18 protein-coding genes and 2 pseudogenes are annotated in these 17,285 nt (G+C 70.3%); 15 read left to right on the forward strand and 5 right to left on the reverse strand.

The genetic code is table 11. The features are described 5' to 3' along the window. Positions 1–45: 45 nt before the first annotated feature. Both Acy02nite_RS43655 and Acy02nite_RS43660 read right to left on the reverse strand, forming a co-directional pair. A complete protein-coding gene (locus tag Acy02nite_RS43655) occupies positions 46–1,509 on the reverse strand; it encodes a hypothetical protein (protein WP_239175834.1) in 1,464 nt (487 codons plus the stop codon). Positions 1,510–1,550: 41 nt separating this feature from the next. Then, a complete protein-coding gene (locus tag Acy02nite_RS43660; protein ID WP_203755376.1) occupies positions 1,551–2,588 on the reverse strand; it encodes an NAD-dependent epimerase/dehydratase family protein in 1,038 nt (345 codons plus the stop codon). A gap of 123 nt (positions 2,589–2,711) precedes the next feature. Here Acy02nite_RS43660 and Acy02nite_RS43665 point away from each other — a divergent pair, with 123 nt between their 5' ends. The 7 genes from Acy02nite_RS43665 to Acy02nite_RS43695 are packed head-to-tail and all read left to right on the forward strand — an operon-like array spanning position 2,712 to position 8,150. Continuing rightward, positions 2,712–3,380, forward strand: a complete 669-nt coding sequence (locus Acy02nite_RS43665; protein ID WP_203755378.1) for a glycosyltransferase family 2 protein — start codon at positions 2,712–2,714, stop codon at positions 3,378–3,380. Next, positions 3,377–4,138, forward strand: coding sequence for a TIGR04282 family arsenosugar biosynthesis glycosyltransferase (locus Acy02nite_RS43670; RefSeq protein WP_203755379.1), 762 nt, complete (start codon positions 3,377–3,379; stop codon positions 4,136–4,138). The genes Acy02nite_RS43665 and Acy02nite_RS43670 overlap by 4 nt, the downstream gene beginning before the upstream one ends. Then, positions 4,135–4,815: a methyltransferase gene (locus Acy02nite_RS43675; RefSeq protein WP_203755381.1), complete on the forward strand. Its 681-nt coding sequence runs from the start codon at positions 4,135–4,137 to the stop codon at positions 4,813–4,815. The genes Acy02nite_RS43670 and Acy02nite_RS43675 overlap by 4 nt, the downstream gene beginning before the upstream one ends. Then, positions 4,788–6,041, forward strand: a complete 1,254-nt coding sequence (locus Acy02nite_RS43680) for a molybdopterin-dependent oxidoreductase (RefSeq protein ID WP_203755384.1) — start codon at positions 4,788–4,790, stop codon at positions 6,039–6,041. Before Acy02nite_RS43675 ends, Acy02nite_RS43680 begins: the two co-directional genes overlap by 28 nt. Further along, entirely contained in the window at positions 6,038–6,445 is a 408-nt protein-coding gene (locus Acy02nite_RS43685; protein ID WP_203755386.1) for a hypothetical protein, read from the forward strand. The genes Acy02nite_RS43680 and Acy02nite_RS43685 overlap by 4 nt, the downstream gene beginning before the upstream one ends. A 9-nt stretch (positions 6,446–6,454) precedes the next feature. Then, the gene (locus Acy02nite_RS43690; protein WP_203755388.1) at positions 6,455–7,150 is read left to right on the forward strand and encodes a response regulator transcription factor; all 696 of its coding nucleotides are present in this window, start codon (positions 6,455–6,457) and stop codon (positions 7,148–7,150) included. Beyond that, positions 7,143–8,150 carry a sensor histidine kinase gene (locus tag Acy02nite_RS43695; RefSeq protein WP_203755390.1) on the forward strand — a complete coding sequence of 336 codons (1,008 nt, stop codon included), beginning with the start codon at positions 7,143–7,145 and terminating at the stop codon, positions 8,148–8,150. The genes Acy02nite_RS43690 and Acy02nite_RS43695 overlap by 8 nt, the downstream gene beginning before the upstream one ends. 102 nt (positions 8,151–8,252) lie before the next feature. On the opposite strand, the gene Acy02nite_RS43700 is transcribed toward Acy02nite_RS43695, so the two are convergent. After that, positions 8,253–8,816: a hemerythrin domain-containing protein gene (locus Acy02nite_RS43700; RefSeq protein WP_203755392.1), complete on the reverse strand. Its 564-nt coding sequence runs from the start codon at positions 8,814–8,816 to the stop codon at positions 8,253–8,255. Positions 8,817–9,264: 448 nt separating this feature from the next. Between Acy02nite_RS43700 and Acy02nite_RS43705 the strand changes: the two genes are divergently transcribed. After that, positions 9,265–9,825: a DUF4240 domain-containing protein gene (locus Acy02nite_RS43705; RefSeq protein ID WP_203755394.1), complete on the forward strand. Its 561-nt coding sequence runs from the start codon at positions 9,265–9,267 to the stop codon at positions 9,823–9,825. Positions 9,826–10,240: 415 nt separating this feature from the next. On the opposite strand, the gene Acy02nite_RS43710 is transcribed toward Acy02nite_RS43705, so the two are convergent. After that, positions 10,241–10,471 carry a hypothetical protein gene (locus tag Acy02nite_RS43710; RefSeq protein ID WP_203755396.1) on the reverse strand — a complete coding sequence of 77 codons (231 nt, stop codon included), beginning with the start codon at positions 10,469–10,471 and terminating at the stop codon, positions 10,241–10,243. Between the two features lie 68 nt (positions 10,472–10,539). On the opposite strand from Acy02nite_RS43710, the gene Acy02nite_RS43715 reads away from it, so the two are divergent. From Acy02nite_RS43715 to Acy02nite_RS43730, 4 genes are all read left to right on the forward strand, one after another. Continuing rightward, positions 10,540–10,800: a hypothetical protein gene (locus Acy02nite_RS43715; RefSeq protein WP_203755400.1), complete on the forward strand. Its 261-nt coding sequence runs from the start codon at positions 10,540–10,542 to the stop codon at positions 10,798–10,800. Positions 10,801–10,826: 26 nt separating this feature from the next. Further along, positions 10,827–11,372, forward strand: a complete 546-nt coding sequence (locus Acy02nite_RS43720) for a pyridoxamine 5'-phosphate oxidase family protein (RefSeq protein ID WP_203755403.1) — start codon at positions 10,827–10,829, stop codon at positions 11,370–11,372. A 604-nt stretch (positions 11,373–11,976) separates the two neighbouring features. Continuing rightward, a complete protein-coding gene (locus tag Acy02nite_RS43725) occupies positions 11,977–12,447 on the forward strand; it encodes a nuclear transport factor 2 family protein (RefSeq protein WP_203755405.1) in 471 nt (156 codons plus the stop codon). Positions 12,448–12,491: 44 nt separating this feature from the next. After that, entirely contained in the window at positions 12,492–13,028 is a 537-nt protein-coding gene (locus Acy02nite_RS43730; protein ID WP_203755407.1) for a TetR/AcrR family transcriptional regulator, read from the forward strand. 52 nt (positions 13,029–13,080) lie between these two features. Here Acy02nite_RS43730 and Acy02nite_RS43735 read toward each other — a convergent pair. Next, positions 13,081–14,200 (reverse strand): annotated as a pseudogene (locus Acy02nite_RS43735) (IS630 family transposase). A gap of 662 nt (positions 14,201–14,862) precedes the next feature. Between Acy02nite_RS43735 and Acy02nite_RS43740 the strand changes: the two are divergent. The 3 genes and pseudogenes from Acy02nite_RS43740 to Acy02nite_RS43750 all read left to right on the forward strand — a co-directional run. After that, positions 14,863–15,312 (forward strand): hypothetical protein, encoded by a 450-nt coding sequence (locus Acy02nite_RS43740; RefSeq protein ID WP_203755408.1) that lies wholly within the window; start codon positions 14,863–14,865, stop codon positions 15,310–15,312. Between the two features lie 122 nt (positions 15,313–15,434). Further along, positions 15,435–16,754, forward strand: a complete 1,320-nt coding sequence (locus Acy02nite_RS43745; protein ID WP_239175836.1) for a relaxase — start codon at positions 15,435–15,437, stop codon at positions 16,752–16,754. 235 nt (positions 16,755–16,989) lie between these two features. After that, positions 16,990–17,285 (forward strand): annotated as a pseudogene (locus tag Acy02nite_RS43750) (hypothetical protein); the annotation flags it as partial.

Here is a 17,285-nt window from a genome sequence, read left to right on the forward strand (position 1 = left end):
GCCGGCAGAAAAGCACCGTCACCGGAGTGGTCGCCAACCGGCCGTTCACCAATTGGTCAGGACGAGATGGTTCACCAGCAGGGCGGTTCCGGCCTGCAACCACAGCCATCCCCGCCGGTCGGATGCGGGCAGCAGTGCCGCGGCGGCCGGCAACCAGATGGCGAACGGCAGCCAGATGCGTTCCACCTCGGCCTTGCTCAGGCCGGACAGGTCGGCCGCCACCGCCGCGGCGATCCCGCCCAGACAGAGCAGCACCGGCGCCGTGCGAGCCGCCCCGAACTGGACGGTGAGCCCGGGGGGAGCGGCCCGGAGCCGGACGGCGGCCTTGACCTGGACGACGGCCCGGCGAAGGACCGGGGCGGCGGCCGGCCCCGCGCTGACGGCGAGCGCCGCAAGATTGCCCCACACCCAGTAGCTGTAGGCCCGGGCGGTCGCCAACCCCTGGTAGTAACGCACCTTGACCAGCCGGTACCCCTCCCACCACTCGAACCCGAGCCAGGTGAAGGCGCCGGTCACCACACCGGCGCCCAGCACCGCCCACGCCAGCATCGACCACCGCCGCGCCCGCGCCGCCACGATCACCGCGCCGGCCGGCAAGACCAGCAGGACCAGGCCGTACGACAGGTAGGCGCACCCCGCCAGCCCCGCCCCGCCGAGAACGGCGCACCATCGGGACGGCCGGGTCAGACCGACCGCGAACAGCGCCAGCGCGGTCGCTGCGGCACCCATGAACATGCCGTCGGCGGAGACTCCCACCCAGACGGCGCCCGGGAACAGGACCAGGAACGGCACCGCTGCCCGGGCCGCCGCCTCATCGCCCAGCGCCCGCAACGTCACCGCGACCGCCGCCGTCGCGGCAGCGCCGACCAGGATGCAGAACACCCCGGCCCAGCCGCCGCCGCGCAACCCGAGCCGGTCGAGTCCGACGAAGACCAGCAGCACGCCCGGTGGGTGAGCCGAGACGTGCTCGGCCCAGTTGTCCGGCGAGAACAGCAGGATGTGATCGGTGAAGCCGCGCAGCATCGCGCGGGCGTCGGTCACCCGCGGCACCTCGCTGAGGTACTCGAACGGTGTGGTCAGCCGTCCCGCCACCCCCCGCTGCCAGCCGTCGACCAGGGCGAGCGCGAACGTCCACGCCACCGAGGCCACCCAGCCGGCGAGCAGCAGCCGCCGCCACGGCAGTCGTTCGGCCAGCGCGGGCCCCCAGTTGATCACCAGGATTGCGATCACCACGGCGAACGGCGTGCCGGGGCCGACATGCGGCATGACGTGCGCGAACAGGGGAGCGGCGGGCGCATGTACCGGATGGCCCGCCCAGCCCAGTGCCGCCCCGACCAGCACCGCGGCGGCGACCAGTGCGAGGGCCACCACCGCTGCCCACCGGTCCGGCTTCGACAGGATGCCGGTGCCCGGGCCGGTCGGCAGCCACGCGCGCAGACGCGTCCGCACTCCGTCGCCGCGGCCGGCATCCCCGCCGTCCGGCCGCCGGGCTGTCAGCGGCATGCGCATCCGAGCTCCTTCGTGGTCACCGTGGTCCGGTGATCCGGGCGTCATCCGCGCAGAGGTGCGCATGCGAACTCCTTCAACCCGTCGGCCGGCGTCACCGCGGCCCGGAATCCCAGCTCCGCGGCGGCCCGCGCCGGGGAGGCCACCACGTGCCGCACGTCGCCGAGCCGGAACCGCCCGGTGACCACCGGCCGTGGACCACCGGAGGTTTCGGCGAGGGCGCCGGCCACCTCCCCGATCGTGATCGGCTGCCCGGACGCGATGTTGTAGGCACGGAACCCGGGGCCGGCCGCGAGGGCCGAGACGTTGGCCGCGGCGACGTCCCGGACGTGCACGAAGTCGCGCCGCTGGCGGCCGTCCTCGAACACCTGCGGTGCCCGGCCACCGGCCAGCGACGACCGGAAGATCGCCGCCACCCCGCTGTACGGCGTGTCGCGCGGCATCCCCGGCCCGTACACGTTGTGGTAGCGCAGGGCCGCCACGCTCGCCCCGCACTCCCGCGCCCAGATCGCGGCCAGATGCTCCTGCGCCACTTTCGTCGCCGCGTACACGCTGCGCGGGTCGAACGGCGCGTCCTCGCCGACGAGTTCGTCCGTCAGGGGCCGCCCGCACCCGGGGCACGGCGGCTCGAAACGGCCCGCCTCCAGATCGCCGGGCGCACGCGGTGCCGGGCGGACCGGACCGTGCCGGTCACATCGATAGGCGCCCTCCCCGTAGACGACCATCGAACTGGCCAGGACCAGCCGCTTCACCCCGGCCTCGGCCATCGCGGCGAGCAGGACCGCCGTGCCCAGGTCGTTGCAGCCGACGTATTCGGGCAGGTCATCCGGTCCGGCGCCGAGGCCTACGAGCGCCGCCTGGTGCAGCACCGCGTCGACCCCGCGCAGCGCGGCACGGACCGCGTCGGCGTCGCGCACGTCGGCACGATGCAGGCGCACCCCGCCGGGAACCCGCACCGGCTCGGTGTGCGCCGCCGGATGCGCGCTGTCGAGCACGGACACGTCATGGTCGGCCGCCAGCAGTGCGGCGGTGATGTGCGAGCCGATGAACCCGGCCCCGCCGGTCACGAGAATGTGTGTCACGACGGCGACGGTAGGGCGGCCGGGGCACCGGCACAGCGGCTGACGCCGATCCGTCAGCGGTTCGTAAGAACCTTCCGCAGCGTCCGTACTTTGTAAGATCTGCCGTCTCTGACCAGGGCTAACTTGCCGTTCATGACAGATGTGGTGTTGCCCTGCCTGAACGAGGCCGCGGCGTTGCCGGCGTTGCTGGCCCGGCTGCCGCGGGGATACCGGGCGATCGTGGCCGACAACGGCTCGACGGACGGCTCGCCCGAGGTCGCCCGTGCGGGCGGCGCCCGGGTGGTCGAGGTGGCGCAGCGCGGCTACGGCGCGGCGGTGCACGCGGGGCTGCTCGCCGCGGATCCCGCCGACGGCGTGGTGTGCGTGATGGACGCCGACGGCTCGTTCGACCCGGCCCAGCTGCCGCGGCTCGCCGACCCGGTGCGCGCCGGTGACGCGGACCTCGCCTGTGGACGGCGCAGGCCGGCCACGGCAGGCGCTTGGCCGTTGCACGCGCGGCTCGGCAACGCGGTTCTGGCTCGCCGGATCCGCCGCGAGACCGGGGTCGACGTGCACGACATCGCGCCGATCCGGGCCGCCCGCCGGGACGCGCTGCTCGGGCTCGGCCTGCGCGACCGGCGCTTCGGTTACCCCCTGGAACTGCTGCTCTCCGCGGCCCGCGACGGCTGGCGGATCGTCGAACTGGATGTCGCCTACCATCCGCGGGCGGCCGGAACCCGGTCGAAGGTCACCGGCACGGTCCGCGGCACGCTGGGCGCGGTCGCCGACATGCGGGCGGTGCTGGCCCGATGATCCAGCTGCTGGTGATGGCGAAGGCGCCGGTCCCGGGCCGGGTGAAGACGCGGCTCTGCCCGCCGTGCACGCCCGCCGAGGCCGCGGCGATCGCGGCGGCCGCCCTGGCGGACACGCTCGATGCCGCGAAGAATCTCTCCGCCGTACGGCGGGTGCTGGTCCTCGACGGCGACCACCCGGCGCCGAGCGGGTGGGCGCGCGTCGCGCAACGTGGCGACGGCCTGGGGGAGCGGCTGGCGAAAGCGTTCGCCGACACGGCGCTGCCCGCAGTGCCGAGCCTGCTGATCGGCATGGACACCCCCCAGCTGACCGCCGAGCTGCTGGAGACGGCGGCGGCCGCGCTGTGCCGGGACGGGGCGGTGCTCGGGCCGGCCGACGACGGCGGCTGGTGGGCGCTGGGCCTGAGCGATCCGGCCGATGCCGCGGTGCTGCCCGGCGTGCCGATGTCGACGGCCCGGACCGGGGAGCGGACGGTTGCCGCGCTCGGCCGGCGCGGGGTGCGGCCGACGCTGCTGCCGCGGCTGCGGGACGTGGACACCGCCGCCGACGCGATCGCGGTCGCGTCGATATGCGGCGCCGGCAACCGTTTCCCGGCGATCGTCACGGAAACGGCCCGCCGGTTCCCGGCTGCGGTCGCGGAATCGATCGGCCCGCTGTCGCCGCGTGCTGGCGCGACTGCTGCTGGCGTGACTGTCGTCGGCGCGACGGCCGCCAGCTCCACTACCGCCCGGGCCGCTGCCGCCGGGGGCCGCGCATGAGCGCGCCCACGGTCATCTGCCCGCCGGACGAGCGGGCCGCCCTCGACACCTTCGACCGTGCCCTGCGCCGTGCCGCCGCCGGAGTCCCGAGCCTGCTGAGCCTGCGCGACGCCGACGGGAACGAGCACCGCGTCGACGCCGCGGACTGGTGCCGGGCGTACCGGCCCGGTGACGCCGGCCTGCTCGACCGGTGCACCGGCGCGACCCTCGACATCGGATGCGGCCCCGGCCGGTTGACCAGCGCGCTGCTCGGCCGCGGCCGCAAGGCGCTGGGCATCGACGTGAGCGCGGCAGCGGTCCGCCTGGCCCGCGCCCGTGGCGCGCTCGCGCTGCGCCGCGACGTGTTCGGCCCGCTGCCCGGGCACGGCCGCTGGGAGCACCTGCTGCTCGCCGACGGCAACCTCGGCATCGGCGGCGACCCGGCCGCCCTGCTGCGCCGCTGCCGCGACCTGCTGGCGCCGGACGGGCAGCTGCACGCCGAGCTGGAACCGCCCGGCACCGGAAGCTGGGCCGGCACCGCCACCCTGCACACCACGGACGGGCACGCGGCCGCGCCGCTGCGCTGGGCCCAGGTCGCGGCGGACGACCTCGCGCCGCTGGCCCGCGCCGCCGCCCTGACCGTCCTGAGCACCTGGACCGAGGAGGGGCGATGGTTCGCCACCCTGGCAGCCGGCTGAACCGGGCCCGCGACCATCGTGGCGCCCCGGACGACGCGCGCGTCTCCGGCAGCCGGCCCGGACGTGCGTGGACGTGGCTGACCGAGCCGCTTCCCGCGCCGCCGGAGGGCCTGCGCCGCGGGCCGCTGCGCGCGGACACCTTCGGCTCGCCGCTGCGGTCCACCCGGCTGACCAGCCAGCTCGGCATCGCGCTCGGCGCCGCCTTCGCCGTCTGCTTCCTCACCGGCCTCTACTCCCACGTGCTGCAACACCCGCCGGGGTGGCTGTGGCTGCCGACCCGGCCGGCCGGGCTGTACCGCGTCACGCAGGGCCTGCACGTGGCGACCGGCCTGGCCACGGTGCCGCTGCTCGGCGCGAAACTCTGGTCGGTCTACCCGCGCCTGTTCGCCTGGCCGCCGCTGCGCAGCGTGCTGCACGCCGCCGAGCGCCTGACGGTCGCGGCGCTGGTCGGCGCCGCGTTGTTCCAGGTGGTCAGCGGGGTGCTGAACATCGCCCACTGGTACGGCCCGATGCCGTTCTTCTTCACGAACGCGCACTACTGGGTCGCCTGGGTCGCGATCGGCGCCCTGATCAGTCACATCGGCGTGCAGTTGCCGGTGGTCCGTGACGCGCTGCGACGGCAGAGGTCTTCTCCCGCCCGCCGGGAGTTCCTGCTGGCCGTGGGCATCGCCGCCGGCGTGATCACGCTCGCCACGCTCGGGCAGACCGTCCGGTCGCTGTCGCCGATCGCGCTGCTCGCGCCCTGCCGTCCCGGCACGGGTCCGCAGGGGTTGCCGGTGAACGGCATCGCCTCCGCCGAGGTGCGCGACGCCGCCTTCGATCCGGACTACCGGCTGACGGTGACCGGTTTCGGTCGCAGTGTGCAGTTGAGTCTTGCCGACCTGGCGGCGCTCCCGCAGCACACCGCGGTCCTGCCGATCGCCTGCGTCGAGGGCTGGAGCTCGGTCGGGACCTGGACCGGCGTACGCCTGAAGGATCTTTTCGCCCTGATCGGGGCGGATCCGGGCGCGTGCGTCGCGGACGTCGAGTCCCTGCAAGCCGGCGGCCGGTACCGGTCATCGTCGGTCGAGAGCCCGGCCGACGACCGCACCCTGATCGCGCTGCGGCTCGGCGGGGAGCCGCTCGCCCTGGACCACGGGTTCCCGGCGCGGCTGATCGCCCCGAACCGTCCCGGGGTCCTGCAGACCAAGTGGGTCGCCCGGATCACCGTGCGGAGCGCGTCATGAGACGTCCGCTCATCGCCGCCGGGTTACTGACCATGCTGTACGGCATTCTCGGCGCGATGCTCGACGCCGAGGTGAACCTGCTCGGGGTCATCGTGTTCGGCGCCGCCCTGCTCGTGCTGCACGACGGCGTTTTTCTTCCGCTCGTCGCGGGAGCCGGTGCCCTGATGCGACGGCTCGTCCCGCCCGGCTGGCACGCGGCCGTCCGGCTGGCGGCGATCGTCGACCTGGCCGTCACCGTCGTGGCGCTGCCACTCGTGCTGGGCTTCGGGCGCGACGCCGGCAACCCCACGGTGCTGCCACGCCCGTACGGGAAAGGCCTGCTCCTGATCCTGATCGTGACGACGGTGGTGGTTGTCGCCGGCCGTAAGGGATCTGAAAGGTTCCGCCGGCGCGGACGCCGGTAACCTGCGGTGATGAACCATCGGGTGCTGGTCGTCGACGACGACCCGACCGTCAGTGACGTCGTGCGCCGCTACCTGGAACAGGACGGATGCCGGGTGCGGCTCGCCGCCGACGGCCTCAGCGCCCTCGCGGCCGTCGACGCCGAACGCCCCGACCTGGTCGTCCTGGACCTGATGCTCGGCGGCATCGACGGCATCGAGGTGTGCCGCCGGCTGCAGCGTGACCAGCCCGGACTGCCGGTCGTCATGCTGACCGCGCTCGGCGAGGAGAGCGATCGGGTGCTCGGGCTCGAGGTGGGCGCGGACGACTACGTGACCAAGCCGTTCAGCCCGCGCGAGCTGACCCTGCGCGTCCGATCGGTGCTGCGCCGCACCGCCCCGGCAGCCCCGCCCCGCCCGGCGCTGCTGCGCGACGGTGACCTGGTCGCCGACACCGGCCGCCGCACCGCGGAACTCGGTGGAAAACTCCTTGCGCTGACGGTGCGGGAATTCGACCTGCTGGAGTTCCTGATGCGGCACCCCGCGAAGGCGTTCTCCCGGGCCGAGCTGCTCGACAAGGTGTGGGGCTGGCGGTTCGGCGACCAGTCGACCGTCACCGTGCACGTGCGGCGCCTGCGGGAGAAGATCGAGGCCGACCCGGCGGCGCCGGTCCGGCTGGTCACCGTCTGGGGCGTCGGGTACCGCTGGGAGCCGGCCGGCGATGCGTGACATCCTGCTGATCGGGCTGTACTCGCTGACCGCCGGCACCGTCGTCGGGCTGGCCGGCGCCGGGGTGCTGCGGGCGCTGCGGGGCCGGTCGATCACGGTGCACGTGACGGTGCTGCTGGCGATCACGGTCACCGCGGTGGTCGCCGGGGTCGTCACGGTCGCCCGGGCGATGTTCCTGTCCAGCCACGACATGCAGGTGGTGCTGCTGACCGTCGCCGCCTCCGCCGTGGTCAGCCTGACGCTCGGCATCGTCTTCGGGCGCCGGCTCGCCGCCGCGGCGATGTGGGCGGCCGAGGCCCGCGACCGGGAGCGCCGCATGGAGGCCGGCCGCCGGGACCTGGTCGCCTGGGTGTCGCACGACCTGCGTACACCGCTGGCCGGGCTGCGCGCGATGACCGAGGCACTGCAGGACGGTGTCGTCACCGACCCGGTCACCGTCGGCGAATATCACCGCCGGATCGGCGCCGAGACCGACCGGATGAGCGGACTTGTCGACGACCTGTTCGAGCTGTCCCGCATCCACGCCGGGGCGCTGCGCCTGACACCGACCGTGTTACCGCTGGCCGACGTGGTCTCCGACGCGGTCGCGGCGGTCCGCCCGATCGCCGCCGACCGCGGCATCCGGGTCGTCGCTGTGGGGGACCGCTGGCCGATCGTGTCCGGGGGCGCCGCCGAGCTGAACCGGGTGGTCAGCAACCTGCTCACCAACTCGGTGCGGTACACGCCGATGAACGGCGTCATCCAGATCGAAGCCGGTCAGGACACCCGCGAGGTGTGGCTGGCCGTCTCCGACAGCTGCGGCGGGATCCCCGAGGAGGACCTGCCGCGACTGTTCGACGTGGCGTTCCGCGGCACCCGGGCCCGCACACCGGAAACCGCCGGTGGCGGTGGGCTGGGGCTGGCCATCGTGCGCGGGCTGGTCGAGGCGCACGGCGGCCGGGTCAACGCCGGCAACATCGCCGGCGGGTGCCGGTTCGAGGTGCGCCTGCCCGCGACGTGACAGGCCGCATGGCTCGCCGCCCCCGCGCGGCGGTTCCGGGCAGCGGCCGCGCCCTTCGGCGACATGCCGGCGGACCGCTCCCGGAAATGCCTCGCTGTGGACTTACTTCGTGGCGCGGCCGGTCAGCTTGTCACGCAGACGGTCGACCAGCCCGACGCCCGGGCCGACCAGCTTGTGGAACAGCTCGCTGTTCGGCGCGGCGGGGTGCGGGCGGGTCGGCGCGAGCTTCTTCGCCGTCTCGACCTTGCCGGCCAGCTCCACCAGCTCCTCGCGCGGGATGTGCCGGCGCAGCTCCGGGAACTGCTCCTGCTCCTCGTCCTGGATGTGATCGGCGAGCACGGTCTCCAGGGTGCGCAGCGCCTCCTCGAACTCGACGCTGGACACCTCGGCGCCCTCGAGGCGCTTCATGGTCTGCTCGAGCTCCTTGTGCTCCTCGATGTCGTGCTCGACCGCCTTGTCGCCGTCCGGCAGATACTTACGCATCGCCGGGTAGACGTACATCTCCTCGGCGACGGCGTGCCGGACCAGCTCGCTGATCGCGGTGTCGGTCAGGTCGCGCCGGATCATCGGGTCGGCGACCGTGTGGATCTCGCCGATCAGGGCGGTCACGTCACGGTGCTCGGCGGCCAGCACGTCGAGAACGTCGGCGGTGGGTGCGTCGGTCATTCTGGTCTCCTCCAGGGGTCCACGGTCCGGGCAACGGCGCCTCGGATACCCCGGAATCAGCCGGGTAGTCGTCAGCCGTCGATACGGCAGGAAACCTGGTATCGCCCGATGTGCCGGTGAATGGTGCGGCGACGCGGTCGTGCCCGGCTGTCGCCTGCTGCCAGGCGCCGAGCACGTCGCCCAACCGCCGCCTCAACCGCGTCTGACCGGACGGCTTCCGGTAGCCGGTACGGACAACTTGCTCCGACCCAGTAGCGATTGCGCCGGTCACTCACGAGGAGCGGTCGCTGTCCCGTCCGTCGATAGATGGCCAGGCCGATCGAAGTTGGCGATCGGCGTGGCCATGTCCGCTTGTAGGTGGCCAGTGACGTGGTTCCTGTTGGAGACCTGCGCATCCGGGGCATCGGCGGCAAAGCTTACGATCACGCGATCGGGAACGGGGGCCGACATGGACATCGACGGGTTCTGGGCGATCATTGAAGGCTCTGGACGGGATACCGATTCCGTCGAGCGGGGAGAGTGGATTGAGAGGGCGTTGGTCGGGCTGAGCGTGGAGGATCTGGTCGACTTCCAGGATCACCTCGACGAACAGATGAGCCGGGTCTGCGGCGACTTGATGGGCGAGGCCGCCATCCTGATCCTGTGCGGCTGCGGCGACGACAGTTTCAGTCGTTTCCAAGCGTGGCTTGTCGGTCTGGGGCGGGACACCCTGGACCGGGTGGCTGGCGACCCGGACCTGCTCGCTGACGAGCCTGAGGTGCGACGGTTGGCTGAGCGGCATCCGCGAGACTGGACGAATGAGGAGTATCCCTGGTTCGAGGAGCTCGAGTTCGTGGCCGTCCACGAGTACGAGCGGCGTGAACTGGATACGGACAGCATCTACGACGCGCTCAGGGCTCGCTACGACGCCGACACCACGCCACACCAGGACCGTGAGGCGGACGACCGCGACCCGGACGAGGCGCTGCCCCGGCTGACCGCCATGTTCGGGGGCCGGATGTGGGATTGACCCGGCTGTGATCGGTGCTCACTGACATCAACCAATCTGAGGCTCCGTATCGATCGAAGCCGGCCATCGGCGTGGTCGCATTCAGTGGAAGGTGACCGGCGGTACGGTGTCGGGATGTCGCGCGCGGTGCCAGGCTCCGGTGGTCCGCTGCGGTTTTGGGGGCTGGTCGATTAACGCGCCACCAGGTTCAGCGACCTCGTCAGCCGTGCCGATCCACGTCTTGTCACGGCGATCCGTGTGGAGTTGGACGCGCAGACGTATGCCTCGACCGGCACGCGGGGCCGGCTGATGCGCCGGGTCGTCGCCGCGCTGGCCGCCGAACACGGCGACGCGACGGTGCTGATTCCGGGCTGCAGCGCCTTCTACGAGTTGATCGCGGCGCTGTTGACGGGCCGGCACTCATTTGGCGTGGCCACTACCCGCCGTTTTGTTGGCGAACCGGCTGGATGTGCCCGGAAATCGTGTGGCTTGCTGAACTGTTCTGCGCACCGGACTGGCGTCTGCCGGCCCGCACGGAATCCAGCAGTTCCATGCCGCCGGCATCCCGGGATTTCACGGTCACACCGGCGAGCGCGACGCCATTGCGGCGGGAATCGCCGACGCGATCGGCTGCCCGGTCGATGCGATTCTGAGCAACAACGGTCACCTCATCGCGTTCTGGCTCGCCGGCGCCGGTTACGGCCCCTTCTACGAGCTGACAAGACGTTCCCCGGCATGCGAGCGCAGACCCTGGATGGCACCCCGTCGCCGGACCTGAAACAGCGCGAGGCCACCCACCTCCGACGGGCCGTTCGCGAGTTCGCCAAGAACGACCTGCTCGTCTCGGTCGGGAACCTTCCGCCGCTCAACGTTCGCGAGTTCCGCACACCGGACATCCCGCAGCCGCTCGCCGATGCCTTGGAGCTATCCCTGGTCACGCTTCTCGGGCTTTCGCTTCCGGCGTCCGATCAGATGTCATCGCCGGACACTGAATAAGATCGCTACGTGAGGATGAAGCTCGAATGCCATTGACGAATCCGTGGCTCTCGGACCCCATGCCGGCCGACCAGCTGCCGCAACAGCGACTTGATGAGCGCATTCTCAACCTGCTGTCCTCGCAGAACATGTGCGTGCTCGCCACAGCCGGGTCGGAGGGCCCGCTGGCCACACCGGTGCGCTACTACTCTCTCGACTTCGCGGTCATGTTTACTGCCGCGCCACGTTCACCGAAAATGCGCAACATCGCTGCAGACGCCCGAGTGTCCGTCGGCGTCTTCGCGCCGCTGGTGGGGCTGGCCAGCAGCCGCGGAGCACAGCTGTTCGGTGAAGCCCGCATGCTGCCTCCCGGGCATCCCGAACGGGACCACTACTGGGACGCATTCCGCTGGGAGAACGAACATGCCGAACGCGGCCGCTCACTCGCCGAGCCGCTAAGCGACACCCTCGTGGTGATCGAGCCGAACCGGATCGTCTACACCGAGCACTGGCTTCGGCGCGAAGGGTTCGCGGCACGGCAGTTCTGGCAGCGGCCTCCACTGAGCAAGCCCAGTGAGGAAACGGCCAACTGAAACCGGACGGACGAAAGAGAGCCGTCCGTGCCAGGTTGTCCCAGTCCTGGTTGCCCCCACGTCTGCTAGTGCCGTGACCACGAACGTTTGAGGTGCTGGGCTCAGGTGATTTGGCTCGCGACAAACGACACCGGAGTTTCGTGAGTCTTGACTCCGTTGATCGGTTCGGCTGGTGATCAATCTCCGCGAGTTTTGACCGCACTCTGATCCGCCGCCATGGGCTGGGCGGGGTCGCCAGCGGTTTGCAGGCGGGGCGCGGTGAGCGCGAGCATGTCGATCAGTCAGCCGGGGCCGTCGTTGATGTATCGGGATTGCAGGAGGGTGTGTGGACCGGGGTGAACTTCCTGGCCGCGCGGGTCTGTTCCAGCGCGGTGGGGCCGGGCAGCCGGATGGGCTGAATGCCGGTTCGTGCGGACGGTGACCTGGCTGAACCGGTCGAAGCGGGGTGCCAGCCAGATACGGTCTCGAGACGTGGTGGCCAGGTTGCCCTGACCGTCCCGGATGCAGAGCAGGGATGGGTGTCATTAGACAACCGCACCGGGCGCGATCCTTCTCACCAAATCTGTTATAGGTCGACCACTAACCTAATCGCTATGGTGGGTACATGACCGAGACGACCGAGAACCGCTCCCCGGCACAGCATGCGGTGGCCGACCACCTGCGGCTTCTGACCACCGGCAGGCTGGACGCCTGGGCTGAGCTGTACACCGCCGACGCCACGTTCACGTTTCCGTTTGCGCCAGCCGGGATGGCCTCCGAACTGCATGGGCGCGAAGCACTCATCACGCACATGCGGAACTTCGTAGCCACCTTCGACGTGCAGGCCGTGAATCTGCGCTACATCGCGACTACGAGCCCGCAGATCGCGGTGGCGTTGTGGACGCTGGACGGGACGGCGACGCCCACCGGGAAGCATTTTCACCAGGACTGCTTCGGGATCGTGCAGACCGACGCCGACGGGCTGATCACTCGATACGACGACTACTGGAACCCTCTGGCCGCCGTTGAAGCGCTGACAACCAGCGACCCCGAGGCAACCGGAACCGTGGGTGTAGCCGGCTCTTTCGGTAGCTGAACGGAGCGAACCGGCGGCCCAGGTGCCGTGGATAGGCTGACACCATGCCTGCCGCCGGGACGACCACGAAGAGCGATGAACGCCGTCAGCACGTTGTGGACGCGGCGGTGAGCTGTTTCGCGCGGAGAGGCTTTTACGGTACGACCACGAACGAGATCGCCGAGCGCGCCGGCATCTCGCAGCCCTACCTCTACCGGCTCTTCGCCAACAAGCAGGCGATCTTCGCTGCTGCCGTCACGCACGTCGGCGGCCTGCTGACCGAAACGCTCACCGCCGCCAAGACCGCCAACAACACGATGAGCCCGCCGCAAGCACTGCGAGCCGCGTACAGCACGCTCATCACCGACGGTGACGTCCTACGCTTCCTCATGCACGCCAACTGTGCCACCGACGAACCGGTCATTCGCGATGCGGTCCGCACGTGTTATGCCCAGCAGGTAACGATCGTCCGCGAGCTGTTGGACGGTGACGACGAGGCGGTCCGGCAGTGGTTTGCCGCCGGCATGCTCGACAACGTCATCACCATGCTTGGCCTCGCCGAGGTAGCCGAACCCTGGGCCGCCACGCTCATCGACGCCTAGCCATAGCGTCAGACCATCTTCAAACGGTGTCCGAAGGCCTGGAGATAATCAGTCAGGCCGCTCGAGCGGTGGATTGGCCCCATCGGCGTTGTTTTTCGCTGCGGATGCGGGCACGTTCGCGGCGTTGGGCGGCGAGGACGTCAGGATGGCGGGCGTTAGCGTTGCGCCAGCGCAGGTATCGGTACAGGTGACGGGTCAGCGCCGGATGGTCCGGGTGGTCCGAGCCGGCGATCACGAAGGTGCGTAGCGGCCCGAACTGGGCCTCGATCGGGTTGGCCCAGGACGCGTATGTCGGGGTGAAACACCAGCTCGACCTTGTTGCGGGTCGCGCACGCCCGGATCGCTTTGCCTTTATGAGCCGACAGGTTGTCCAGGATTACGTAGATCGGCGCACCGTCCGGCCTCGCTCGGCGGATCGACTTGAGCGCGGCGAGAGTGTTCACCGCGCTCTTGCGGCGGTGCACGACGCCCCAGAGTTGGTCGTCGAGACCGAATAGCAGCCGTGGAACTGCCGGACACCGTGCAGCTTGTGATAGTTCGCCGGCAGCTGCCGCGGGTGGTTCTTGGGTGCCCAGCCGGAGCCGGCCTGTGGGCGGATGGCCAGCGGCCCGAACTCATCGAACGCGAACACCCGCTGCGAAAAATGTGTGGTGACGTAGTCGATGCGGGCGAGTTTCGTGTCGCGGTGCGGGTCGTTGGATTCTTTCCAGGTCTTGGTTCGCTGGAAGCTGATCTATTCTTGATTAGCAGTTGACGCAGCCGTTCCCGCCCGATGGTGATCGGGCGGGCGGCCAGTGAGCGCAGGTAATCGGTGAGTTTGCGGATGCTCCACCGGGTGAATGGCCGCCCCAAAGCTTCGGGGCGGTGTTGGCCGTCGCGACGATGAAGGTTTCCTCGTCAGGACTGATCAGGCGGGAACGGCCACCCGCCCACCGAGGGTCCAGGCTGGCCATACCCATCTCGTTGAACCGGTGGATCACCTGCCGGATCGTTTCCTCGTCCGCCTGAACGAGGCGAGCGATCGCCGGCACGGTGTTCCCACCGGCCGACGCCAGCACAACCATCGCCCGCCGTAATCGGATCGGTGAGCCGGTACCACCTCTGCGAGTGACGCGCAGCAACTGCTGACCTTCCTGGTCGCTCAGCCGTCGCACACGTACGGGATCTGCCACCACCCAGCCTGACCGTCACGACCCCGTAAGCGCCGCAGGCCCGGCGTCGTGTCAGTCAACACCGTGAACGTTCATGGTCACGGCACTAGCCAGCTACCTGCGGACCGGACAGTCGCTGAGCAGTTGCGCGGTGACTGCGGCGATGGTGCAGGGTTCGGCCGTCCGGTCCATCGGTGTGGGAGCGGTGATCCGGCCGACCGTAACTGGGGGAGCTCTTCTCCGACCGGCAGGCGACAGCCGCTGAGACAACTGAGTTGCGTGTTTCGGGTCGGCGCTCCGGATCATGTTGCTGGTCTGTGTCGCGGCGGGTCTGTAGCAGTCGGCCGCTACTGGTAGCGCAGTCGCCAGCAGTGTTACCGGTAGCGGCATCCGCGGTCGGGCGCCATGACGGGCGTTGGTTTGCCAGGTCCGGACGGCGTTCGGATAGCGCGGTATCGCTGACCGCTACGGTAACGCCGCGGGATCGGGGTGCTGGAGCGTCCGTTCGGGACGACGAGCCGTTGGCGGGCTGGCGCCTGGTGCCTGGTTGTCTGCTTCGCCGCCGGGGGGTCAGTGGGTTGTGGCTGCGCTGTGAGCAGGGGGCCGCCGGGGGGATGAGCTGGTCTCGGTTGCGAGGTTGCGGGGTGGGGTGGCGGTGGCAGTCGCGCCAGCGTCAATGGGTATTGAGCAGCATCTTCGGTGTGGATATCGAGGGATTTTCTGCTGCTGCGGGTGATGTCCGTGGCCGGGATCGAAGGCATTTGTACCCGGGTCGGGTGCGGCGTTTGGCGCCGCGTTTCACTGACGATGAGCTTGGTGAGGTGAGGAACGCGGCCCGGGAGGTGGGGATGACTCCGACGGGGTTTCTTGCTGAGGCAGCGCTTGCCTACGCCCGGCGGGCCCGGCCGGCAGGGCTGGAACCGGTTCGGGAGCAGCTGCGTTTATTGCAGCTGGATTTGTTCGAGACGGCTGCTGCGACGGGGCGTATCAGCGCGGACCTGCATGACGGTGTGGCCGTGTTCGCGGTCAGCGGGGTTGTTCCGCAGGCGTTGGAGCGCGTGGTCCGGTTGTGTGAGCAGCGGTTGGATGTCCTTGATGACATTATCGATCGTATTGACGGGCGTTTGCGGTGATCCCGAAGGTAGCGGCTCGCGGAAGCGACGTTGCTGGTCTGCTGCGTTATCTGTACGGGCCGGGTAGACGTGAGGAGCACAGCAATCCGCATCTGATAGCGGCGTGGGATTCTGCGCGGCCGTTGGCCAAGCTGGAGCCGCTGATCGGTGGGCAGGGCCGGGTTGAGGTTCGTGCGCTGGCTCGTCTGCTGGAGCAGCCGGTGCACTGCGGCCAGTACCCGCCTGCCCAGCCGGTGTGGCACTGTTCGGTGCGCAACCACGCCGCTGATCGGATTCTGTCCGACGGTGAGTGGGCGCATGTTGCGCGGGAGATGGTCGCCGGTGCGGGGCTTGCTGCTCACGGTGACACGCGGGCGGTGCGTTGGGTGGCGGTGCGACATGCCGTTGACCACATTCATATTGTGGCCACGCTCGTGCGCCAGGACGGGGCAACGGTGTGGCTGCCCAAGGGTTTGTGGCGCCGATGTCAGCTGACTGCACGCAGGCTTGAGATTCAGTACGGGCTGCGCCGGGTTGGTCCTCCGGATTACACCGGGCATCGCTATCCGGACAGCGTTGAGATCAGCGAGGCGGTGCGGGCCGGGCGTAGCGGTACCTTACGCGAGGAGTTGCGTGGTCGGGTTCGGGTGGCTGCGGCGGCAGCCGGCACCGAGGACGAGTTCTTCGACGTGCTGGGCGGTAGTGGTGTGCTGGTGCGGTTGCGGACCAGCGATCATGCTGGGCAGGCGTGCGGGTATGCGGTCGCGTTACCGGGGGTGCGTACTGCTGCTGGCCAGCCGATCTACTTCGGTGGGGGCCGGCTTGCGGCTGACATGACACTGCCCAAACTGCGTATGCGATGGAGCGTCGCCTCGCAGGTGCCGCCCGGGTCACCTCGGCCAGCCGTCAACCGGCACGCTCGCGTGACCGCGTTGCGGCAGGCCGGGCAGGCCGCTCAGGACGCCGCGCGAGCCGTCGGGGACAGCGCCCGCAGTGATGGAAACGGAGTGCAGGCGACGATGGTCGCTGCCGCTGATCTGCTGGTTACCGTCGCGCGCGCCTACGAGAGAGACTGGTGTGGTCCGCTGCACCGGGCTGCGGACTACTTCGACCGGGCGGCCCGCGGCCGGTACGGGTGGGTGGCGGCACCGACGAGCCGCTCGCAGGAGTTGCGGGCGCATGCCCGGCTGATCTGGTTGATGGGCCGGGTCTCCGGTGATGACGACGCGTACGCTGCGCTGCGGCTTGTGCTGCAGTTAGGCCGGTTGGCTGACGCGATCGCGCAGCTGCGCGCGGCGCAGCTGCGTCTGCATCAGGCTCGGGATGCGCGGATCGCCGGGCTGGCGCTACGGCGTGTCGCTGCCGGCGGCCGGGCGACGGTAGCGGTGACGGCTACGTCGCGGCCTACTCCGGCGCGGACAGGCGGCGGCGGTCGGCGCACCCGGCACGGCGGTCATCTGTGAGGGTGACGCCATGGTGGGTGGCGGCACGTCATTGCACCCGTTGAATCCTGGTGGCCCGGTGCCGGGGCTGGACCGCGCAGGTGTACGACCACCCTGCTGTTCTGAGACGGCAGGACGAGTGGTGTCAGAGCGAGGGCACCCGAGGTAGGCCGAAGGGTGCCCTCGCTGCAGATCAAGGGGGGCTTACCCTGACCGCAGCGGGCTGCCTGACACCGGTGTTCACGACTCTGTCTTGATGGCCGCGATCACAGCAGCCGTTGCAGTTAGCAACCTCGGCGATCGTCACGAGGGTGGAGGGGCTCGGCCGCCGCCAGGGCTTGCGCGCGCTCCACGATTCCCGAACCGTGTGCCGGTTCGTAACCACCTTTTGATTGCGGCGATCCGCACGGTGGCCGGTGGCCTGCACCTGCGACGCTGCGAGGAGCCCGGTCAGCAGGCCATGCACGAGCAGGACCCCATGGCGGACGACATCACGACTCATGCGTGGGATGTCTGGCCGTGGTGTCCCGCCCCGGGTTTGATGGAGACATT

This window comes from Actinoplanes cyaneus, from assembly GCF_016862095.1.
Lineage (GTDB): Bacteria > Actinomycetota > Actinomycetes > Mycobacteriales > Micromonosporaceae > Actinoplanes > Actinoplanes cyaneus.

What these genes read in the sequence shown, in the direction of transcription:
- Acy02nite_RS43705 (WP_203755394.1), top strand. Translation starts at nt 9,265, where the DNA reads ATGGACATCGACGGGTTCTGGGCGATCATTGAAGGCTCTGGACGGGAT.
- Acy02nite_RS43725 (WP_203755405.1), top strand. Translation starts at nt 11,977, where the DNA reads ATGACCGAGACGACCGAGAACCGCTCCCCGGCACAGCATGCGGTGGCC.
- Acy02nite_RS43690 (WP_203755388.1), top strand. Translation starts at nt 6,455, where the DNA reads ATGAACCATCGGGTGCTGGTCGTCGACGACGACCCGACCGTCAGTGAC.
- Acy02nite_RS43680 (WP_203755384.1), top strand. Translation starts at nt 4,788, where the DNA reads ATGGTTCGCCACCCTGGCAGCCGGCTGAACCGGGCCCGCGACCATCGT.
- Acy02nite_RS43675 (WP_203755381.1), top strand. Translation starts at nt 4,135, where the DNA reads ATGAGCGCGCCCACGGTCATCTGCCCGCCGGACGAGCGGGCCGCCCTC.
- Acy02nite_RS43700 (WP_203755392.1), bottom strand. Translation starts at nt 8,816, where the DNA reads ATGACCGACGCACCCACCGCCGACGTTCTCGACGTGCTGGCCGCCGAG.
- Acy02nite_RS43730 (WP_203755407.1), top strand. Translation starts at nt 12,492, where the DNA reads ATGCCTGCCGCCGGGACGACCACGAAGAGCGATGAACGCCGTCAGCAC.
- Acy02nite_RS43695 (WP_203755390.1), top strand. Translation starts at nt 7,143, where the DNA reads ATGCGTGACATCCTGCTGATCGGGCTGTACTCGCTGACCGCCGGCACC.
- Acy02nite_RS43685 (WP_203755386.1), top strand. Translation starts at nt 6,038, where the DNA reads ATGAGACGTCCGCTCATCGCCGCCGGGTTACTGACCATGCTGTACGGC.
- Acy02nite_RS43655 (WP_239175834.1), bottom strand. Translation starts at nt 1,509, where the DNA reads ATGCGCATGCCGCTGACAGCCCGGCGGCCGGACGGCGGGGATGCCGGC.
- Acy02nite_RS43670 (WP_203755379.1), top strand. Translation starts at nt 3,377, where the DNA reads ATGATCCAGCTGCTGGTGATGGCGAAGGCGCCGGTCCCGGGCCGGGTG.
- Acy02nite_RS43715 (WP_203755400.1), top strand. Translation starts at nt 10,540, where the DNA reads ATGCGAGCGCAGACCCTGGATGGCACCCCGTCGCCGGACCTGAAACAG.
- Acy02nite_RS43720 (WP_203755403.1), top strand. Translation starts at nt 10,827, where the DNA reads ATGCCATTGACGAATCCGTGGCTCTCGGACCCCATGCCGGCCGACCAG.